The following is a 17,966-nucleotide window of genomic DNA, read 5'->3' as shown; positions in this document are numbered from 1 at the left end:
GGACGACGATCCGTGCCCGAAGCCGCCGCCGCTCCGGCCGCTCCCCGCGGCCCCGTCCAGGCCGTCACCGAACCGGACGTGGCCTGCCTGCACCAGATCTGCCGCGACCTGGCCGAGGCCGCCGACGCCGTGCGGGAGGCCGCCCGCCACGCCACGGGCCTCGCCTTCGGCGCCGGGGTCCCGCCCGCCGCGCGCCGTGGCCTGCTGCGCGCCCTCACCGACCCCGCCGGATTCGGCTGGGGCCCGCAGGGACGCGGGCCGCTGGCCCGCGCCGCCTGGTTCGCGGGGGTCCTCACCGGTCGCGAGAGCCTCGCGGTCTCCCTCGCCGTCACCGGCCTCAAGGCCCGTGTCCGGGCCGCTGCGGTGGAACACCCCGAACTGCTCGAGGACCCCGACACCGCCCGGGTCATCCGCGCCATCGAGGAGGACCGGCAGGCCGAGGCCGTACGGGTGTTCAAGGGGATCATCGGGAACCAGGGCGCCGAACGCGCCTTCGCCCTGCTCGCCCCCTCCTTCGCCGACATCGTGGCGTGGAACGCCCTGACCGACGAGAACCCCTTCAACGACGAGGCGGGGTGGGAGATCGCGACCGGTCGCACGCTGACCGCCGCGGAGCCCTTCCTCGGCATCGCCGGCCGGCTCTGGAGCCTCCTGGACCGCGGTCCCGGGCGTGCCGAACGGAAACGGGCCGACCGGGCCCTGCTGGAGCGACTCGACCGCTCCGGGACCATCACCGGCTACATCCGCAACATCGGGACCTTCGGCACCGGCGGCACCCTCCTCGTCCAGCAGGTGGCCGGGCCCGACGGGGTGACGCGCCACGTCGTCCAGCTCGCCGGCATGGCCGGGGTGCGGGGCGAGAGCCCGCAGGACCTGCTGGGCGCGCTGAACGCGGTGTCCCGGCCCGCGACACCGTACTCCCGGGCCGTCACCAGGGCACTGCGGTCGGTCGTCCCCTCGGGCACCGAACTCGCGCTGGTCGGGCACAGCCTGGGCGGGATCACCGCGATGAACCTGGCCGCCGACCGGGACTTCTGCGCGGTGTACCGGGTCACCCACGTCGTGGCGATCGGCTCGCCCATCGACGGCAAGCGTCCCGCGGACCCCCGGACCCGGGTGTGCTCGCTGGTCAACGAACACGATGTGGTGCCCAGCCTGGAGGGGCGTTCGGCGGTCTCCCCCTACGCGCTGCCCGCGCAGTTCACCGAGTTCACCTGGACCGACGACACGCACGCCTTCCCGCTGTGCCATGCCCGCCAACCGGTACGCACACAACCTCGAGTTCGACGTGCCGGAGGCGAGCGCGCACGTCGACGCGGAACTCGCGCCCTACCGCGGCCGGGTCATGGCCACCCGGCTCTTCCAGCTCTACGACCGCTGAGGAACGACCAAGCACGATGGCTGACACGACTGACACGACCGGCACGAGCGTGCCGACGCCGAGCGCGCCGAGCGCGACGGATTCCGCGGCGGTTCCCGCCCAGGCCACGGCCCGCACCGGCCCGGCCCCCGTCCCGGGGCGGGCTCCGGGGCCCGTGCAGGGCCCTCCCGGGCTCCTGGAACGGCTCGCCTCCGCGGCGTTCGAGCGGATCAACCGAACCCGGGAATGGCACGAACTCCCCACCCCCCTGAGCCTGCTGAACCTCTCGGTGCTCCGGGACGACCTGCGCCGGCGGAACCTGTACGACACCTACGGCGCCGGCGGTGAACGCCCGCGCCGCCCCAGCGCCGGCCTGGCTCCCTACCGCTCGTACGACGGCTCGGGCTACGACCCGTACGACGAGGACATGGGCAGGGCCGGCACCCGCCTGGACCGCAACGCGCCGCTGCACCTGGTCTTCCCGGACTCCGACGCCGAGCTGATGACGCCGAGCCCCCGGGAGATCAGCCGGCAGCTGCTGGCGCGCCGCGGCTTCGTACCTGCGCCCACGCTCAACCTGCTGGCGGCGGCCTGGATCCACTTCGAGAACCACGGCTGGGCCAACCACGGCGACAACGAGGAGGCCGAGCCGTTCACCGTCCCGCTCGCCGCGGACGACGACTGGGAGCGGACGGGCGGCAGCTGCCCGATGCGGGTCAACCGCACCCGGCCGGACCCGGTGGCCCACACCGGCCCGGACTCCCCGCCGACGTACGAGAACACCGTGACGCACTGGTGGGACGGCTCGCAGATCTACGGCAGCGACGAGGCCCGGTGCAGGTCGTTGCGGACCGGCGAGTACGGGAAGCTGCGCGTCGAGGACGGCCGGCTGCCCGCCGATCCCCGTCCCGGCATGGAGTGCCTGGACGCGACCGGCATGAACAGCGACTACTGGACCGGCCTGTCGCTGCTCCACACGCTGTTCGCCAAGGAGCACAACGCGATCTGCGACCACCTGCGCTCCCACCACCCGACCTGGGCCGACGAACGGCTCTTCCACACGGCCCGGCTCGTCAACGCGGCGCTCATGGCGAAGATCCACACGGTGGAGTGGACCCCCGGCATCCTCGACACCCCCGTCCTGAAGCGGGGTATGGACGCCAACTGGTACGGCATGCTGCCCCGCTGGGTCAGCCGGAAGTACGGGCGGATCGGCAAGGGCGAACTGCTCAGCGGCATCCTCGGCTCGCCGACGGACCACCACGCGGCCCCCTTCTCGATGACGGAGGAGTTCGTCTCGGCGTACCGGCTGCACCCGCTGATCCCGGACGAGGTGACGGTCCGCGACCACCGCTCGGGGGCCGTGCGCAAAGCCGTCGGCTTCGAGGACCTGCAGGGCCGGACCACCCGCAGGTCGGTCGACGAGTTCGGGATGAGCGACCTCTTCTACACCTTCGGCACCGCCCATCCGGGTGCCCTCGTCCTGCACAACCACCCGGACGGGCTGCGGAACCTTGCCCGGCTCACCGGTGAGCACCTCGACCTCGGGACCGTCGACGTCCTGCGCGACCGCGAGCGCGGCATCCCGCGCTACAACGCCTACCGGCAGATGCTGCGCAAGCGGCCCGTCGCCTCCTTCGACGAGCTGACCGGGGGGCACCCCGGCGACACCGCGCTGATCAGGGACCTGTACGAGGGCAGGCTCGACCGCGTCGACACGCTCGTCGGGAACCTGGCGGAGCCGAGGCCGGCCGGGTTCGGCTTCAGCGACTCGCTCTTCCGGATCTTCATCCTGATGGCCAGCCGGCGCCTGAAGAGCGACCGCTTCTTCACCACGGACTACCGGCCCGAGGTCTACACCGCCGAGGGCCTGGAGTGGGTGGACCGCAACACCATGGTCACCGTGCTGCTGCGGCACCACCCCGAGCTGGGTCCGGCCCTGTCCGGTGTGACCAACGCCTTCGCCCCCTGGAGGAGCGCGTGACGGAGATCCCGGCCCCGCGTCCGGCGGCAGCCGGCCGGCCCGGTGCGGCGGAGGGCCTGTACGCGCACTCCACCGCCCTGCGCGACCACGCCGAACGGCTGCGGGCGGACGCCGCGACCCTCGACCGGCAGGGTGTGCAGGCCGACGCCTTCCGTACCCGTCTGGAGGCCCTGGCCCGGCGGTGCGCCACGGCCGCCGACGCGCTGGCCCGTTCGGCGGCGCAACTGGACCGGCGCTGACCGACGCAGAGCGGGCGGGCGCACCCCGGCGTGTGCCCGCCCCGCTCCCTGTCCTGCTCAGGGGACCGGGAGCGGAACCGCGGCTGGGCGTCGGGCGTCCTTGTACCGTGCGGGATCGGCCGGGACCGGACGCCGGGCCACGACCCGCGCGGATCCGACGGGAGCGGGGATGCCGGGGAACGGGGAAGCAGGACGGCCGGGGCGGCCGGGGCGGCCGGGGCGGCCGGGGCGGTCTCGTCCGGGGCTGTCGGGGTGGTCTCGTCCGGGGCGTCCGCGGCGAGGAGGTCCTGGAGGCGCCGTGCCGTCGGCGGGTGGGCGTCTCCTCGCGGTGCTGTCCGTACTGGTCGCCCTCCTGCTGGGGTTCCCTTCCCTCGTGCCGGACACGCCCGGCCACCTCGGCAGCCTCCTCGAAACGTTTCTCCCGTGGCTCGGCCTGGCCGTTCCGGTGTTCGCCGGCCTGGCCCTCCTGCGGCGCTCCCGTACGGCCCTGCTCGCCGTGCTGCTGCCCGCCGCCGCCTGGCTGGGGCTCTTCGGCGGCCTGCTGCTGCCCTGTCGCGGCCCCGCGGGCGGGTTCACCGCCGTCCAGCACAACGTCAGCGACGACAACCCGGACCCGGCGGGCACCGCGAGGGCGCTGGCCGGGGCCCGGGCCGACCTGGTCGCCCTGGAGGAGCTGACGCCCGCGGCGCTGCCGGCCTTCGAGGCGGCCCTCGCTGACGAGTACCCCCACCGTGCGGCGCAGGGGACGGTGGGTCTGTGGTCGAAGCACCCGCTCTCCGACGTCCGGCCGGTGGACATCCGGCCCGACGGGATCGGGGAGGGCTGGGACCGCGGGCTGCGGGCGACCGCCCGTACCCCGCAGGGCGAGGTCGCCGTGTACGTCGCGCACCTGCCGTCCGTGCGCCTCGGCCCGAGCGGCTTCCGGTCCGGCCTGCGGGACGACAGCGCCGTCCTCCTCGGCAGGGCCCTCGCCGCCGAGCCGCTGGAGCGGGTGATCCTGCTGGGGGACCTCAACAGCACGGTGGACGACCGCGGTCTGGCCCCGGTCACCGCACGGCTGGACGGCGCCGGACCGGACTTCGCGTTCACCTGGCCCGCGGCCCTGCCGCTCGCGCGGATCGACCAGATCCTGACCCGGTCGCTGACGGTCACCGACCTCAGGACGCTGCCGGAGACCGGGAGCGACCACCTGCCGGTCGCCGCCCGCATCAGGTTCTGACCCCGGCGGCCGGCCCGACCCGCTGCACGGTACCGCGTGACGCGCGCCTCCCCGCATGATCGCGCGAGCGGAGCGACCATGTCCGCATCGACCGAACCGTGAAGACCCTGAAACGCACCTTCCAGTCGCTGTCGGTGCGCAACTTCCGGCTGTTCGTCTTCGGCCAGCTCCTGTCCGTGACCTGCACCTGGATGATGGTCATCGCACAGGACTGGCTGGTCCTGGACCTCTCGGGGAACTCGGGCACGGCGCTCGGCACGGTGACGGCCCTGCAGTTCACTCCGGTCCTGCTGCTGACGCTGTACGGGGGGCGGCTGGCCGACCGTTACGACAAGCGGCGGATCCTGATCCTGGCCAACCTGGCGTTCGGGGTGCTGGCCCTGGCGCTGGGGCTCTGGGTGCTGCTGGGGACCGTACGGCTGTGGCACATCTGGCTGTTCGCCCTCGCGCTGGGCACGGTGAACTCGGTCGAGGCGCCCACCCGCATCTCGTTCGTCGGCGAGATGGTGGGCGGCGAGCTGCTGCCGAACGCCTCGGCGATGAGCGCCGCGTACTTCAACGCGGCGCGCGTGGTGGGTCCGGCCGTCGCGGGCTTCCTCATCGCCCGTGTCGATGTCGGGCCGGTCGTCCTGGTCAATGCGCTCAGCTACCTCGCGACCGTGGTGAGCGTCGCGCTGATGCGGCCCGCGGAGCTGCACCGGCCCGCCGTGCGGCCGGGCAAGGCACGGGTGACGGAAGGCCTGCGCTACATCGGGCGGCGCCCGGACCTCCTCCTGCCGATGGCCCTGGTCGGCGTCCTCGGCCTGGTCGGCTTCACCTTCCAGCTGACGCTGCCCCTGCTGGCGAAGACGGAGTTCCGCACCGACTCGGCCACCTTCGGCCTGCTGAGCAGCGCCCTGGCGGCCGGCTCGCTGCTGGCCGCCTTCGCGACGACGGCCCGGCGCGGGCGCCCCACGGCCGCGGTGGTGGCGGGATCGGCGCTGGCCTTCGGTGCGCTGGAGGCGGTGACCGGGCTCGCTCCGACCCTGCCGGTCGCCTGCCTGCTCCTCGGCCTGACGGGCTTCGCGATGATGTACTTCGCCCAGGCGTCGAACCACCGCGTCCAGCTCGGCTGCGACCCCCGCTACCGGGGCCGCGTCATGGCCCTGTACACCTTGATCTTCCAGGGCTCGACACCGCTGGGCGCCCTCCTCACGGGCTGGCTCTCGGAGCAGTGGGGCGTCCGCTGGGTGCTGTACGCGGGCGGCCTGATCTCGCTGACGGCGGGCGCGGCCGCCCTGGCGGCCGGACCGCGTTTCACCCGCCCGCCGGCGCCGGAAGACTTCCCGGAGGCGGCCCGGCCGGTGGACTCACCCGCGTCCTAGGAACGCTCGGCGGAGCGGCGGTCGCCGCGCCCCCGGGACAGCAGGCGGAGCGTGCACGCGAAGCCGACGAGGGCGGGACGACTGGCGGAGAACAGGGCGTCGAAGGTGCTGACATCCATGGGGTCGAGGGTGGCAGGGCCGGCGCCCCGACGGCTCGTACACGCCGGGAAGACGTCGGCGCCCGCCGGCAGGGGCGAGACGGTGGCCTGCCGATCAAGCCGCATCAGTCCGGCCCCGCCGGCCTGCGCACCCCCCTGACCTGCGTGAACGGCCTTCACGGGGCTGTGGGAACCGGCCGGGGACGGGGGCCGGAGTGCCGAGGTAGGGCCGCCGTGACAGGCTGAAACAGGGGATCGCGCTGGTCCTGGCCGCGCCAGGCCGGCTCTGCCACCGAGGAGATCGACATGGCCAGTGACGCCGCCGGTGCCCGAACCGGCCCCAGACACCCGAGCCCCACGCACGCGCCCACGTCCGGTACGACCGTCCTGGCAGCATCCTTCATGATCTTCGGTGGAGCGATGGCGATCTTCGAAGGGATCGCGGCCCTCGCCAAGGACAGCCTGCTCGTCGTGACGCGCCACTACGTGTTCGAGTTCAGCCTGACGGGCTGGGGATGGGTCCACCTGATCCTGGGCATCGCCCTCGTCTTCGCCGGCTGCGCCGTCATCAGCAAAGCCCTGTGGGCCCGGTTCTTCGGGGTGGCCGTGGCCGGTCTGGGTGCCATCGCCAACTTCCTGTGGCTGCCGTACTACCCCTTGTGGGCCCTGGTCCTGATCGCCGTCAACCTCTTCATCGTCTGGGCCTTGTGCACGGGCATGCACCGCGAGGCCGACGCCGGCCTGCCGACCTGACGCCTGACAGCCGGACGCCGGGCCCGGTGCCTCCTACGGGGTGTCCGGAGGGACGTCCGACGGGGCGGCGCAGGCCTGGTGGCCCCAGCGGGCCCCGTTCTTGCTGATCATCTCGCCCGTCGCGTACGGCTTGCCGCACGGACAGGTGCCCGGGAACTTCGCCTTGATGGCCCGCGGCCCTGCGCTGCTCCGGGCGCCCGCGGCCCCGGCCTTCTTCGCGGCCCCGGACCCGGATCCCGACCTGGCGCGTGACGGCGCGCTGCGGACCGGCGCCGGGACCGGCATCTCCGCGGCTCCCAGAGCCGTCCCGGCGGGCTGCTGGGTGAGGGCTGCGTCGCTGGCGGCCTGGTCGGCGATGGCGTTCAGGTGGTCGCCGTCCTCGCGGTGCGCGGGAACGTAGCGGAAGGTCACGTCACGGCCCGCCAGCAGTCCGTCGATGCTCTCGACGAGTTCGCGGTTGGCGACGGGCTGGCCCGATGCGGTCTTCCAGCCGTTGCGCTTCCAGTTCGGGAGCCACTGCGTGACGGCCTTCATCGCGTACTGGGAGTCCATGCGCACCTCCACGGCGGTGCCCGGCACCACCGCCTCCAGCAGGCGCTGCAGAGCGGTCAGTTCGCCGACGTTGTTGGTGGCCCGTCCCAGTGGTCCGGCCTCCCAACGCTGGGGACGGCCCTGTGGATCGGCGATGACCCACGCCCATCCGGCCGGCCCCGGGTTACCCTTCGCCGCTCCGTCACAGGCGGCAATGATGCGTTCAGACATCCCCCGATCATGCCCCATGGGGGAAGCCCTCCGAACACGCGGGACGCAGCGCGGAGCCTTGAATGGACGGGAAACGTGCCCTGCGTGCGCGCCCGGTCGGCGTCGCAACACCTGCGCACCCTGCCGGTCCGGCGGAGGTCCCCGCGCCCGGCCTCGCGCGTGAACCCGAACGCCCGCGGGCGGCACCCGCCGCGGCGAACGCGTACGCCTGCGAAGCGGTGGTGGACGCCGGGATCGTGGAGCTCCGCACCTCGGTCACAGCACAGTTCGACGTGGTCGGCATCAGCGGAACGCGTCCCTACTGCGCCGGCCGGCCGTACCGCGGCCTGGACGTCGCCCGCCGTGGTGCCACGTCCGCATCGGTGAAAACCCGGGCCATGGGCGGGGCGAGTGAGGGCTGTCCTACGCCGCACCCGCCCCTGTCAGGACCGCGACCGGTAGGAGGAGGATCCACTGCGGCAGCCGGAGCAGTGGCTTCGGCCAGCCGACCGACAGCGTGACGACCAGGAAGGCGGCTGCGTACGCCACGAAGTGCGCAGCCACGAACCACGCCATCAGGCCGGTCGCTGACGTATCGTCCGCCAGCGCGAGGTACACCAAGGCGGCTGCGGAGAGCACCAGGTCGACGCTCACCATGTGCCAGACGGCATGAAGGACGCGCTTGGGTTCGTCCGCGAGTGCGCAGGACAGCAGCGGGCGCACCACGTCCCGGTGTCCGCCGGCGATGTGCGTTGCGGCCACACCGGACGCGGTGATGCCTGCTGCGAGCAGCCAGCCGTTCATCGGATCTCGATTCCTTTGGCGACGACAGCAGCCAGCCGGTCGGCCAGCTGGCGGTCGGGGTGCTCCCCGACCAGACCGACGTGGAAGAACACGGCTCCTGCCAGCGTGTCCAGGACCAGATCCACGGGTGTGCCGGCCGCGATCTCCCCGCGTGCCGCGGCACGTTCGAAGACGATCAGCAGCCGCTCCTTCGAGGGGGCCAGGAAGTCGCTGCGGATGCGCGCCTTCAGTACCGGATCGGCGGCGAAGTCGGCGAGCAGCCCCGGCAGCGCCGCTGCGGCGGCCGGTGCGTGGAACTCGTCGACCAGACTCCGCAGCAGTGCGGTCAGGTCCCCGGCCAGCGTTCCGGTGTCCGGGACCGGAGCCTGGTCGGTGGTCGTGAACACGGCCTCGAAGACCAACTCCGGTTTGCCCCGCCACCGTCGGTAGACCGTGTCCTTGCCGACACCGGCGCGGGCAGCCACCGCCCCGATCGATGTCGCGGCGTAGCCGACCTCGATCAGCAGTTCTGTGGCCGCGCCGATGATCGCCTCGTGCGAGCGGGGGTCCCTGGGACGTCCCCTGGGGGACGGAGAGGAGCTCATAAGATTTACCATACGGGTCGACCCGTATGGTAAACAACCCCGGGGTGTCCGAGCAGGCAGCCTTCCGGTCGGCGGCGATCCGGGCGACCCCGGCCACGTCGGCGAGCAGGGCCGCCTTCACCGGGGGGCCCGGCAGGCCGGCACACCCAGGAGGCGCAGGGCCCGGGCCTTGGCCGCCTCGGGCCGGAGCTGACGGCTGCCGCCGCGGCGAGGGCGAGGCGCTCGGGGAGCCCGTCGTCGAGCGGGTCGGGCGTCCCGGCCAGACCGTGCCGATGTCCTTGTGGTCAAGGGTGATCGGGATCGTGGTGGGTCAGGCTGTGCGGCGCCAGCCCAGGTAGGAGCCCGCGGTCCAGGAGGTCACCGCGCGGCGGCGGGCCGTCGCGGGCGACCAGCGGGCCGGCGGCCGGTGCTCGGCCCCCGCGGCCGCCTCCACCACCTGCGCTGCGCGTGCGGCCAGGACGGCGGAGAGGGCCACCGTCACGGCGGCGACCTCTTCCGGGCCGGGTGAGCCGCTGGTGATGTGCCAGTCCTGAGGTGCCGCCATCAGGTCCTCCGCCGCCGCTGATGAACACCATTGTGCTCCCGATCCCGACCCCCTGCCCTGCGTCCGGTCCCTGTGCGGACGGTCAGGAGCGGGACGCCGCGCCGCAGCCCTCCTCCGAGGCCGTCTCGATGCCCTTGCTCCGGTCGTAGGGGTCCAACGGCGTCCCGGACGGGGTCGGCCCGGCCGCCGGGTCCTCGTCGAAGCCCGGGTGCAGGTAGCCGTCGAACCGGTCGCAGGCGGTGTTGGTGACGTCGTTGAGGAACTCCACGAGCCGGATCGTGCCCGGGGTGGCCTCCCACGTGCGCGGGTCGGCGATCGAGAAGGTGATCTCGCGGCGCACGATGGTCCGCTCCACCCGGTCCGAACCCTTCTTCGCCTTGGCCAGCGGGTAGACGAAGGTGTAGTCGGCGCGTACGTGGGCCTGGCCAGGGTCCTTGCCGGGCTCCGTCCACATCCGGCCGCGGACCTTCACCACGTCGCCCACGGGCTTGACCTCGGCCGGGTCGAACCGCGTGAACAGGACGATCGGGTCGTGATCCCTGGTCGGCCGCGCCAGGGACTGGTCCAGCCAGGTCAGCGTCTGCCGGTCCGCCGGGTCGAGCAGCTCCAGCGCGGCCCCGGGGCGCTCGCCGCGCAGGGCGGCCGGGTCCAGGTTGGTCGCCACCAGGAAGGCCTTCGCCTGCTCCAGCGCCCGCGCCACCTTTTCCTGGGACATCGCGCCGACGGCCTGGGCCGGCGGCACCTCGATGCCCGCGGCGCCGTCGGCCCACTGGAGGGCCGGGGAGCCGCGGAACGGCTCCTGGAGGGTGGGCAGGTCCGGGTGCAGGTCCTCCGGAGGCGCGGTCGGACGTACGGACTCCGCGGGGAGCGGTGGGGCGTTCCGGGCTTCGGCCTTGCCGGTGAGCCGGTCGATGACCAGCTCGGGCCGTACGGCGATCAGGGCGAGGACGGCGATGAAGACGACGGCCGGCACCGCCTTGAGGCGCCGCCGGGCCGCTGCCCGGCCGGTGCGCTCCTGCCATGTGGGGCCGGTCCGCCAGCCCGGCGGTTCGTTGCGGACCGGAGCGGACCGGCCGAAGCGTCGAGGCTGCCGGCGGGCGCGCTCCTCGTCCTCCCGGCGGAGCCGCTCGGTCACCATCCGCGCCCGCGCGGACGGCTCCTGCGGCACCTCCGGAGCGCCTCCGGCCCGCCCGGCCCGCCCGGCCCGCTCCCGCCGCGCCTCCTGCTCGCGCTGCTGCACCTCCTGGACGAAGCGCGCCCACTCCTCGTCGGATATGTCCGGCCTGCCGTCGTCGTTCTTCGCCACGTTCCCCGCCCCTATGATTTCCTCGCGAAGCCCCTGGTCACAGCGGTGACGGCGGGACTGCGCTCCATGCGGTGCGGAGCTTCTCACAGACCGTCCGGTCCGGTCGCACCGGGTCGGCGGCGGCAGGCCCCGAGGCTGCTTTTCCCGCCAGTGGTGACACATATTGACAGCAAAGCGAGGGCCTGAGGAGTCTTCCGGCCAGCGAGGGGACGGGGACGGGGGGAGGATGGAACGAAGCCCGCGAGCCCCGGTCCGCCTGCGGTCGGCCGGCGACGGGCCGACGACCGGCGACCGGCGACCTGAAGGGGCGTGCGGATGGACGCCAGCGACACGAGCGGCACGAGCGGCACCAGCGGCACGAGCGACGCCCTCGGAGCCGAGGATGCTCGACCGGCCCGCGGCCGCCCCTCCGCGGAGCACCCTTCCGCGGCGCGTCCCCCCGCGGAACGCCCCGTCGACGCGTTGACCGGCCGGAGCGGGGCCTCCGCGCCCAGCGGGCTGCTCGACGTACTGAACGTGGCCGCGGTCGTCCTCGACGCCGAAGGCCGGATCGCGCTGTGGAGCCCACAGGCCGAGCAACTGTTCGGCTGGGCCGCCCAGGAGGCGCTCGGCCGGCCCGCGGCCGCACTGCTGGCATCCAAGGACCACCTGTCGCTCGTGACGGAGCTGTTCGCGCGCGTCATGGGCGGTGCCGGGGACTGGGCCGGGGCCTTCCCCGTACGCCACAAGGACGGCAGCCAGCGGCTGGTCGAGTTCCGCAACATGCGGCTGCTCGACGAGCACGGCGACCTGTACGCCCTCGGCATCGCGACGGACCGCACCCGGCTGCGGCAGCTGGAGCGGGACCTGGCCCTGTCGGCGCGCCTGGTGGCGCAGTCCCCGATCGGGCTCGCGGTGCTGGACACGGAGCTGCGGTACGTGCTGGTCAACCCCACACTGGAGCGCATCAACGGCCTCCCCGCCGTCCAGCACATCGGCCGGGGCGTCCGGGAGGCCCTCTCCTTCCTGGACGACGCGGAGGCCGTCGAGGCGGCGATGCGCCAGGTGCTCGCCACCGGCAGGCCGCTGGTCGACCAGTTCACCGCCGGTCACACCCACGGCGACCGGACGGAGCACGCCTGGTCGGTGTCGTACTACCGGCTGGAGGACGCCACCGGGCGGGTACTGGGCCTGGCGACCTCCGTGGTGGACGTCACGCAGAGCCACCAGGCGGCCAAGGAGGTCGCGCACAGCCGCCGGCGGCTCGCCCTGATCGCCGACGCGACCGTCCGCATCGGCACGACGCTCGACCTGGACCAGACCGCCGGCGAGCTGGCCGACGTCGTCGTGCCCGAGCTCGCCGACATCGCTGCGGTCGACATCCTCGACTCGGTCCTCGAAGGCCGTCCCAGCCTGAAGTCCTCCTCGCACGAGCCGGCGGTCTTCCGGGCCCTGGCCCTCGCGGCCGCCTTCCCCAGCGAGGCCGTGCGGGCCGCGGACCCGCCGGGCGACGTCGCCCAGTACGACGCGGACCGGCTGGTCACGCAGTCGGTGACCACCGGCCACCCGGTGCTCGTGGCCCACGTGCAGGCCAGCGACCTCTCGCGGATCGCCCGGGACGACGACGCGGCGGCCCTGCTGGCACGTGCCGGGCTGCGCTCGTACCTGGCCGTGCCGCTCATCGCCCGCGGGGAGGTCCTCGGCGCCCTCGACCTCAAGCGCACCCGCAACCCGCTGCCCTTCGACGACGACGACATCGTCCTGGCCGGTGAACTGGCCGCCCGCGCCGCGGTGTGCATCGACAACGCCCGCTGGTACCGCAACGCGCACCACACCGCGCTGGCCCTCCAGCAGCACCTGCTCCCCCACCATCCGCCGTACTCCGCCGGCCTGGAGGTCGCCTACCGGTACCGGCCCGCGGCGGCCAGCAGCGAGATCGGCGGGGACTGGTTCGACGCCATCGCCCAGCCGGACGACAGCATGGTCCTCGTGGTCGGCGACGTGATGGGCAGCGGCATCAACGCGGCGGCCAGCATGGGGCAGTTGCGTACGGCCACCCGAACCCTCGCGGAACTCGCGCTCGACCCGACCCAGGTGCTCCAGCAGCTGGACCGCACCACCGCCGCGCTCGAGGAGACCATCGCCACCTGCGTCTACGCCGTCTACGACCCGCACCGGTCGGAGTGCCGGATCGCGGTCGCCGGGCATCTGCCGCCCGTCCTCATCCGCTCGGGGCAGCCGCCCGAACTGCTCGACCTGCCCACCGGAGCACCCCTGGGCGTGGGCGGGATCCCGTTCGAGACCACCACCGTACCCATGGCACCCGACGACCAACTCGTGCTGTACACCGACGGGTTGGTCGAGACCCGCGACGAACCCATCGACGAGCGGCTCGACGTGCTGCTGGGGCTGCTCGCCGACACCAGCAACCCCCTGGAGGAGACCTGCGACCGGCTGCTGGACGCCCTGCGCCGGCCGGACGACCACGACGACGTCGCCCTGGTCATCGCGCGCGCCAAGCACCGGGTCGGGTGAACGGTCTCCCCGCGCACCCCGCGAAGACGCATACTCGGAACCATGGCTGACACCATCACCGTCGAGGTCGACACGGACGTCCACGCACGGCTCACCGCCCTCGCCGCCGCCCACGGGCTGAGCCTGCCCGCGTACCTCGCCGAACTCACCGCCGCCCAGGAGAACGAGGCCGGGCTCCGGCGCGCCACCCGGGCCTTCGAGGCCGCGGTCGAACGGCCGGGCTTCCGCGAGGCCTTCGCCCGCGACTTCAGGGCAGCGGCAGTCCCCGGGCGGTGATCCAGAGCTCGTACCATTCCTCGTGGGTCAGGTCGGGCTCGCGCAGGGCGGCGTCGCGGCAGGCACGGATGCGGTCGGGCCGCGCCGTGCCGATGACCGGCGCGATGCCGGCCGGATGCCGGCCGAGCCACCACAGCAGGACCGATTCGGGCGTGGTGCCCTTGCGGCCGGCGAGATCGGCGAGCAGGTCAGCGGTGGCCCGTTCGGCGGGGGTCTGCTGACGGCCGGTGAAACGGCCCTGCGCCAGCGCGCCCCAGGCCTGGAGGCGGATGCCGTGGTCCCGGCAGTGCTCCAGCGTGCCGAGCGGGAACCCGTTGCCCGTGGACGCGGCCGTGTTGAGCAGGACCCCGGCCTCCACCCAGTCGCGGCTGTGCAGGCTCATCTCCAGCTGGTTCGCCACCAGCGGGACGTCGAGACGCGCCTGCAGGTGCGCGATCTGCGCCGCGCCCATGTTGGACACGCCGAACGCCCGTACGAGGCCCTGGCGGTGCAGGGACGTCAGCGCGGCGGCGGTCGAGTCCACGTCCGCCAGGGGGTCGGGCCGGTGCAGCAGCAGGACGTCCACCGCATCGGTGCGCAGCCGCTCCAGGCTCTCCTCGACGCGGCGCAGGATGCTCTCGCCGCGCAGGTCGTAGCGGCCCGGGCCGGCCTCGTCGGCGAGGCGGATCCCGCACTTGGTCTGGAGCGTGATGCGCGCGCGCAGGCCCGGGGTCCGGGCCAGGACCTCGCCGAAGACGGCCTCGGCCTTCCCGTGCCGGTAGATGTCGGCATGGTCGAAGGCCGTGATCCCGCTGTCGAGGGCGGCTTCGATCGCCGCCTCGGCGGCGTCGATGTCCTGCGGTCCGTAGGGTTCGGGGCCCCAGCTCCCGCCGAGTCCCATGCATCCGTACAGCACCCGGTCACCGTTCGCGGCCGCACTCGTGTTCGTCTCCACGCGCCCACCTTAGGGGACGGGCGGTGGCGGGAGGGGCCTCGTCCGCGGCGGCGGAGGCGGTCTCCGGGTCCGCAGCCGGGGTGTGCGGCACCCGGGCGGGGCTCCTGGCCGCCGCCTGGGCGGGACACCGAGCGGTTCCTCCACCCGGAGGTCGGTCTCCTGACCCTCGCTGCCTGGCCATCGACGTACGCGAGGCCACGGATGCCCCCGATGCACGGGTTGACCGGCGCATACTCAATGATGTCCGGATGCAGAGACAGATGGAGACCGGGAACCGGCTCCCGGGCCGCCGGCTGGGGCGCACCGTGGCGACCCTGAGCCTGTTGGCCTCCGTGGCGTGCTCGTCCGCGCAGCAGGCGCCGGCCTCGGTCACGGCGGCCGTGAATCCGGACGACGTGGCCCTCGCCACGTGGAACATGTGCGGTGTGGAGCAGTGGGGTTGCGAGGACACGGGCGGCGCGAAGGACAAGTTCCAGCAGCTGCGCGACCTGGTCGGCGACCTCGGCGTACGCGTCCTGCTCCTCCAGGAGGTGTGTTCGGAGGACCTCGTGGCCTCGGCCGTACGCCTCGGCCCGGAGTGGCACAGCGCCTTCGAGCCGTACGAGGAGGTGGACGCGGAGGGGAGGCGCACCTTCGTCGACTGCACCGGTGAGGGCCGCGGCCGGGCCGGCCTCGGCCTGCTGGCTGCTTCCCCCCTCCCCGACGCGGAGGCCGTCCCCACCCCGCAGCCCACGGTCGGCCTGCACCGCGGGATCCTGTGCGCCCGGGTCCCGGCGCAGGGCATGCGGGTGTGCAACGCGCACATCGCGCTGCGCGAGAGCGACACGGCGCACCCCGACTGGGAGTTCCGGGACGACCAGCTGCGCTCGCTGATGACGGCGGCGGCGGCGGGCGCCGACGACCGCACGGTCCTCGGAGGTGACTTCAACTCGCCGCCGCCGGGGGCCAAGAACGCGACGGCGTGGGTCTGGCCGCGGGAGTTGTACGCGACCTACCGCGAGTGCGACCAGAAGGGCGACGCCTCCCGGAAGGGGCGTCCCACGTACGAGGACGGAACGAAGATCGACTATCTGTTCACGCTGCTGCCGCGCACCGCCTGCGAGGTGGTGGACACCGAGGCCTCCGACCACCGTCCGCTCGTGATGCGGGTGAGCCGCCCCGACAGCACCACCGCCCCCGCCACCGGGCTCCCTGGCTGATCGATTCCGAGGGGTCAGTGGTCGTACGGACAATTGCTCTTCTAGTACTCCAGCTGTAGATCGTGATCTTCATGTCTGCGTTGCGGCTTGTCGCCGGTAGTGGCTGGTCTGGGATCGGGCCTGATGGCGACGTCGCCAGTTGGACCAGGCGAGACGGTGGGCGGTGTTGTGGACGGACTGGACGACGATGGCGATGAACAGTCGCTGTACTTCGTTGCAGGACAGCGGGATCAGGTCGGCGGGGTCGGCGGCCCGGTCGTGTTCGTCGGCCCGGACGACGGCGAGGAAGGCATGGGCGAGCATCGCCAGAGTGACCCAGCGGGTCCAGGACACGAATCGTCGGACCTGATGCTCATCAAGTCCGGCCAGACCCTTTCCGGCCTGGAAGGTCTCCTCCACCCGCCACCTTGATCCGGCGACCCTGACCAGGGTGGTCAGCGGCACGGCCCCGGGCGAATAGCAGCGGTAGTAGGCGAGTTCGCCGGTGGCACGGTTGCGGCGGATCAGCAACTGACGGTGCCCGGGGCCGGGGTCGACGGTGTCGATGACGGCCCAGTCGTAAAACCGGTGCCCCTTCGCGCCGGCCCCGGCGGACAGCTTCTGCCAGGCCCGCCTGGGCAGCTTGCCGGCCAGGGCGTCGGCCCTGAACTTGCCTGCCTGGGTGGTGATTCCGGCTGAGCAGGCGACGGCGAGGACGTAGCCCATGCCGCGTGTTTCCAGTGCGGCCCGCAGTTTCGGGTTGCCGCCGTAGACCTCGTCCCCGGCCGCCCAGGCGGCGTGGTGCCCGGCGTCCAGGAACCGTTCGATCATCACGGCGGCCAGTTCCGGCTTGGTCGCGAAGGCCCGTTCCTCTGGGATGCCCGCGGCCTGGCAGCGGTCGGGATCGGTGGTCCACGCGCGCGGAACGTACAGCTCTCGGTCCACCGCGGCGTGCCCGCGGCTGCCGGCGTAGACGAGGTAGACGGCGACCTGGGAGTTCTCGATCCGGCCCGCGGTGCCGGTGTACTGCCGCTGGACCCCGACGGTGTGCGTGCCCTTCTTCACGTCGCCGGTCTCGTCGACGACCAGCACCGCCGCGTCATCACGCAGATGCTCGACCACGTAGTCACGGACGTCATCACGGACCGTGTCCGCATCCCAGGACGCCCGGGACAGCAAGTGCTGCAAACCGTGCGGAGTGGGATCCCCGGCCCACTCCGCGATCGTCCAGCAGTTCTTGCGCGGCAGGTCCGCCAGCAGACCGAGCACCAGCCACCCGGCCCGGCGCCGGGGTTCAACCCGTGCGAAGCGGCCCGCGATCCTGCCCATCAGGGCCTCGAACGCACCCCGCCAACGGGTGGGATCTATGCTGTGACCTGCGGCCACCGTCTCTTCGTCAGTCCACACAACTCACGATGATCAACGGTGGCCGCACCTGTGTCCGCACAGGCCCTGACCAGCGAGATCACTGTCCATGTGCCTGCTGGCTATACTCGACTCAGGGGGCATCTCAAGGACGGAGATGACTCCATGCCCGCCATCCTCTTCGTCCGGATCACATCCGGACTCGATGCGCAGGAGTTCGAGCGGCGCCTGCTGGAGCGGCGGCCCCGCTTCCATGACGTACCCGGTCTCCTGCAGAAGGTCTACGGCCGCGACAGCGCAACCGGCGACGTGTGCGGCATCTACTTCTTCGAGAGCCGCGAGGTGCTCGACGCGTTCCGGGAGACCGAGCTCGCCCGCACAATCCCTGCCGCGTACGAAGCGGTAGAGGTCCGCCGCGAGGTGTACGAGGTGCTCTATTCGCTGCGCCCCGACCGGGGGCCCTTCGCCGAGTCCGGCCATCCGGCGGACACGACGGCGTGACCCGCCGACGACTGGCGCGACCGCACCAGACCGAGCCAGCCCGTGCCGGCCACTACCAGCGCCAAGCAGCCCAACAACGCAAAGATCACGATCTACAGCTGGAGTACTAGGGCCTGTGTGGTGTCGTGATCAGTTCCTGGGTTGTGGCCTCTTCGCGGGGCGGAACCCGGTAGGACTGTGGTCGTGACGCGCAGGCAACTCA

Annotated in this window: 18 protein-coding genes; 10 read left to right on the top strand and 8 right to left on the bottom strand. The window is 72.9% G+C overall.

Annotated features, from left to right (window positions below):
• Positions 1 to 12: 12 nt before the first annotated feature.
• The 5 genes from ACFWUZ_RS19370 (at position 13) to ACFWUZ_RS19350 (ending at position 6,166) form a co-directional block, all read left to right on the top strand.
• Entirely contained in the window at positions 13 to 1,632 is a 1,620-nt protein-coding gene (locus tag ACFWUZ_RS19370; RefSeq protein WP_384373867.1) for a hypothetical protein, read from the top strand.
• On the top strand, positions 1,536 to 3,344 hold the full coding sequence (locus ACFWUZ_RS19365; RefSeq protein ID WP_384373864.1) for a peroxidase family protein: 1,809 nt from the start codon (positions 1,536 to 1,538) through the stop codon (positions 3,342 to 3,344). Before ACFWUZ_RS19370 ends, ACFWUZ_RS19365 begins: the two co-directional genes overlap by 97 nt.
• Positions 3,341 to 3,583: a hypothetical protein gene (locus ACFWUZ_RS19360; protein WP_384373861.1), complete on the top strand. Its 243-nt coding sequence runs from the start codon at positions 3,341 to 3,343 to the stop codon at positions 3,581 to 3,583. Before ACFWUZ_RS19365 ends, ACFWUZ_RS19360 begins: the two co-directional genes overlap by 4 nt.
• 298 nt (positions 3,584 to 3,881) lie before the next feature.
• Positions 3,882 to 4,802 carry an endonuclease/exonuclease/phosphatase family protein gene (locus tag ACFWUZ_RS19355; RefSeq protein ID WP_384373858.1) on the top strand — a complete coding sequence of 307 codons (921 nt, stop codon included), beginning with the start codon at positions 3,882 to 3,884 and terminating at the stop codon, positions 4,800 to 4,802.
• Between the two features lie 98 nt (positions 4,803 to 4,900).
• Positions 4,901 to 6,166 carry an MFS transporter gene (locus ACFWUZ_RS19350; protein ID WP_384373855.1) on the top strand — a complete coding sequence of 422 codons (1,266 nt, stop codon included), beginning with the start codon at positions 4,901 to 4,903 and terminating at the stop codon, positions 6,164 to 6,166.
• Here the strand turns inward: ACFWUZ_RS19350 and ACFWUZ_RS19345 are convergent.
• On the bottom strand, positions 6,163 to 6,285 hold the full coding sequence (locus ACFWUZ_RS19345; RefSeq protein WP_384373852.1) for a hypothetical protein: 123 nt from the start codon (positions 6,283 to 6,285) through the stop codon (positions 6,163 to 6,165). The genes ACFWUZ_RS19350 and ACFWUZ_RS19345 overlap by 4 nt on opposite strands.
• A 285-nt stretch (positions 6,286 to 6,570) precedes the next feature.
• Between ACFWUZ_RS19345 and ACFWUZ_RS19340 the strand changes: the two genes are divergently transcribed.
• Positions 6,571 to 7,017, top strand: coding sequence for a hypothetical protein (locus ACFWUZ_RS19340; protein ID WP_384373849.1), 447 nt, complete (start codon positions 6,571 to 6,573; stop codon positions 7,015 to 7,017).
• Between the two features lie 33 nt (positions 7,018 to 7,050).
• Here the strand turns inward: ACFWUZ_RS19340 and ACFWUZ_RS19335 are convergent, their stop codons facing one another.
• From ACFWUZ_RS19335 to ACFWUZ_RS19315, 5 genes are all read right to left on the bottom strand, one after another.
• A complete protein-coding gene (locus ACFWUZ_RS19335) occupies positions 7,051 to 7,779 on the bottom strand; it encodes a ribonuclease H (RefSeq protein ID WP_384373846.1) in 729 nt (242 codons plus the stop codon).
• A gap of 402 nt (positions 7,780 to 8,181) precedes the next feature.
• A complete protein-coding gene (locus tag ACFWUZ_RS19330; RefSeq protein ID WP_384373842.1) occupies positions 8,182 to 8,562 on the bottom strand; it encodes a hypothetical protein in 381 nt (126 codons plus the stop codon).
• Positions 8,559 to 9,146 (bottom strand): TetR/AcrR family transcriptional regulator, encoded by a 588-nt coding sequence (locus ACFWUZ_RS19325; RefSeq protein ID WP_384373839.1) that lies wholly within the window; start codon positions 9,144 to 9,146, stop codon positions 8,559 to 8,561. The genes ACFWUZ_RS19330 and ACFWUZ_RS19325 overlap by 4 nt, the downstream gene beginning before the upstream one ends.
• Positions 9,147 to 9,456: 310 nt before the next feature.
• The gene (locus ACFWUZ_RS19320) at positions 9,457 to 9,690 is read right to left on the bottom strand and encodes a hypothetical protein (RefSeq protein WP_384373836.1); all 234 of its coding nucleotides are present in this window, start codon (positions 9,688 to 9,690) and stop codon (positions 9,457 to 9,459) included.
• A gap of 82 nt (positions 9,691 to 9,772) precedes the next feature.
• Positions 9,773 to 10,996, bottom strand: a complete 1,224-nt coding sequence (locus ACFWUZ_RS19315; protein WP_384373834.1) for a hypothetical protein — start codon at positions 10,994 to 10,996, stop codon at positions 9,773 to 9,775.
• A gap of 315 nt (positions 10,997 to 11,311) precedes the next feature.
• Here ACFWUZ_RS19315 and ACFWUZ_RS19310 point away from each other — a divergent pair, with 315 nt between their 5' ends.
• Both ACFWUZ_RS19310 and ACFWUZ_RS19305 read left to right on the top strand, forming a co-directional pair.
• Positions 11,312 to 13,510: a SpoIIE family protein phosphatase gene (locus ACFWUZ_RS19310; RefSeq protein ID WP_384373832.1), complete on the top strand. Its 2,199-nt coding sequence runs from the start codon at positions 11,312 to 11,314 to the stop codon at positions 13,508 to 13,510.
• A gap of 42 nt (positions 13,511 to 13,552) precedes the next feature.
• Positions 13,553 to 13,786: an antitoxin MazE7 gene (locus ACFWUZ_RS19305; protein WP_384373829.1), complete on the top strand. Its 234-nt coding sequence runs from the start codon at positions 13,553 to 13,555 to the stop codon at positions 13,784 to 13,786.
• On the opposite strand, the gene ACFWUZ_RS19300 is transcribed toward ACFWUZ_RS19305, so the two are convergent.
• Positions 13,758 to 14,720 carry an aldo/keto reductase family oxidoreductase gene (locus ACFWUZ_RS19300; protein ID WP_384373826.1) on the bottom strand — a complete coding sequence of 321 codons (963 nt, stop codon included), beginning with the start codon at positions 14,718 to 14,720 and terminating at the stop codon, positions 13,758 to 13,760. The genes ACFWUZ_RS19305 and ACFWUZ_RS19300 overlap by 29 nt on opposite strands.
• A gap of 248 nt (positions 14,721 to 14,968) precedes the next feature.
• Here ACFWUZ_RS19300 and ACFWUZ_RS19295 point away from each other — a divergent pair, with 248 nt between their 5' ends.
• Complete coding sequence (locus tag ACFWUZ_RS19295; RefSeq protein ID WP_384373823.1) at positions 14,969 to 15,919, top strand: endonuclease/exonuclease/phosphatase family protein; 951 nt, start codon at positions 14,969 to 14,971, stop codon at positions 15,917 to 15,919.
• A 69-nt stretch (positions 15,920 to 15,988) separates the two neighbouring features.
• Here ACFWUZ_RS19295 and ACFWUZ_RS19290 read toward each other — a convergent pair whose 3' ends face one another.
• Positions 15,989 to 17,227 carry an IS701 family transposase gene (locus ACFWUZ_RS19290; RefSeq protein ID WP_384178513.1) on the bottom strand — a complete coding sequence of 413 codons (1,239 nt, stop codon included), beginning with the start codon at positions 17,225 to 17,227 and terminating at the stop codon, positions 15,989 to 15,991.
• Positions 17,228 to 17,428: 201 nt separating this feature from the next.
• Here ACFWUZ_RS19290 and ACFWUZ_RS19285 point away from each other — a divergent pair, with 201 nt between their 5' ends.
• A complete protein-coding gene (locus ACFWUZ_RS19285) occupies positions 17,429 to 17,764 on the top strand; it encodes a YdhR family protein (RefSeq protein WP_384373819.1) in 336 nt (111 codons plus the stop codon).
• The last annotated feature ends 202 nt before the right edge of the window (positions 17,765 to 17,966 follow it).

The organism is Streptomyces sp. NPDC058646 (genome assembly GCF_042716875.1).
Lineage (GTDB): Bacteria > Actinomycetota > Actinomycetes > Streptomycetales > Streptomycetaceae > Streptomyces.
This window is presented reverse-complemented; position numbering and strand designations above follow the sequence as displayed.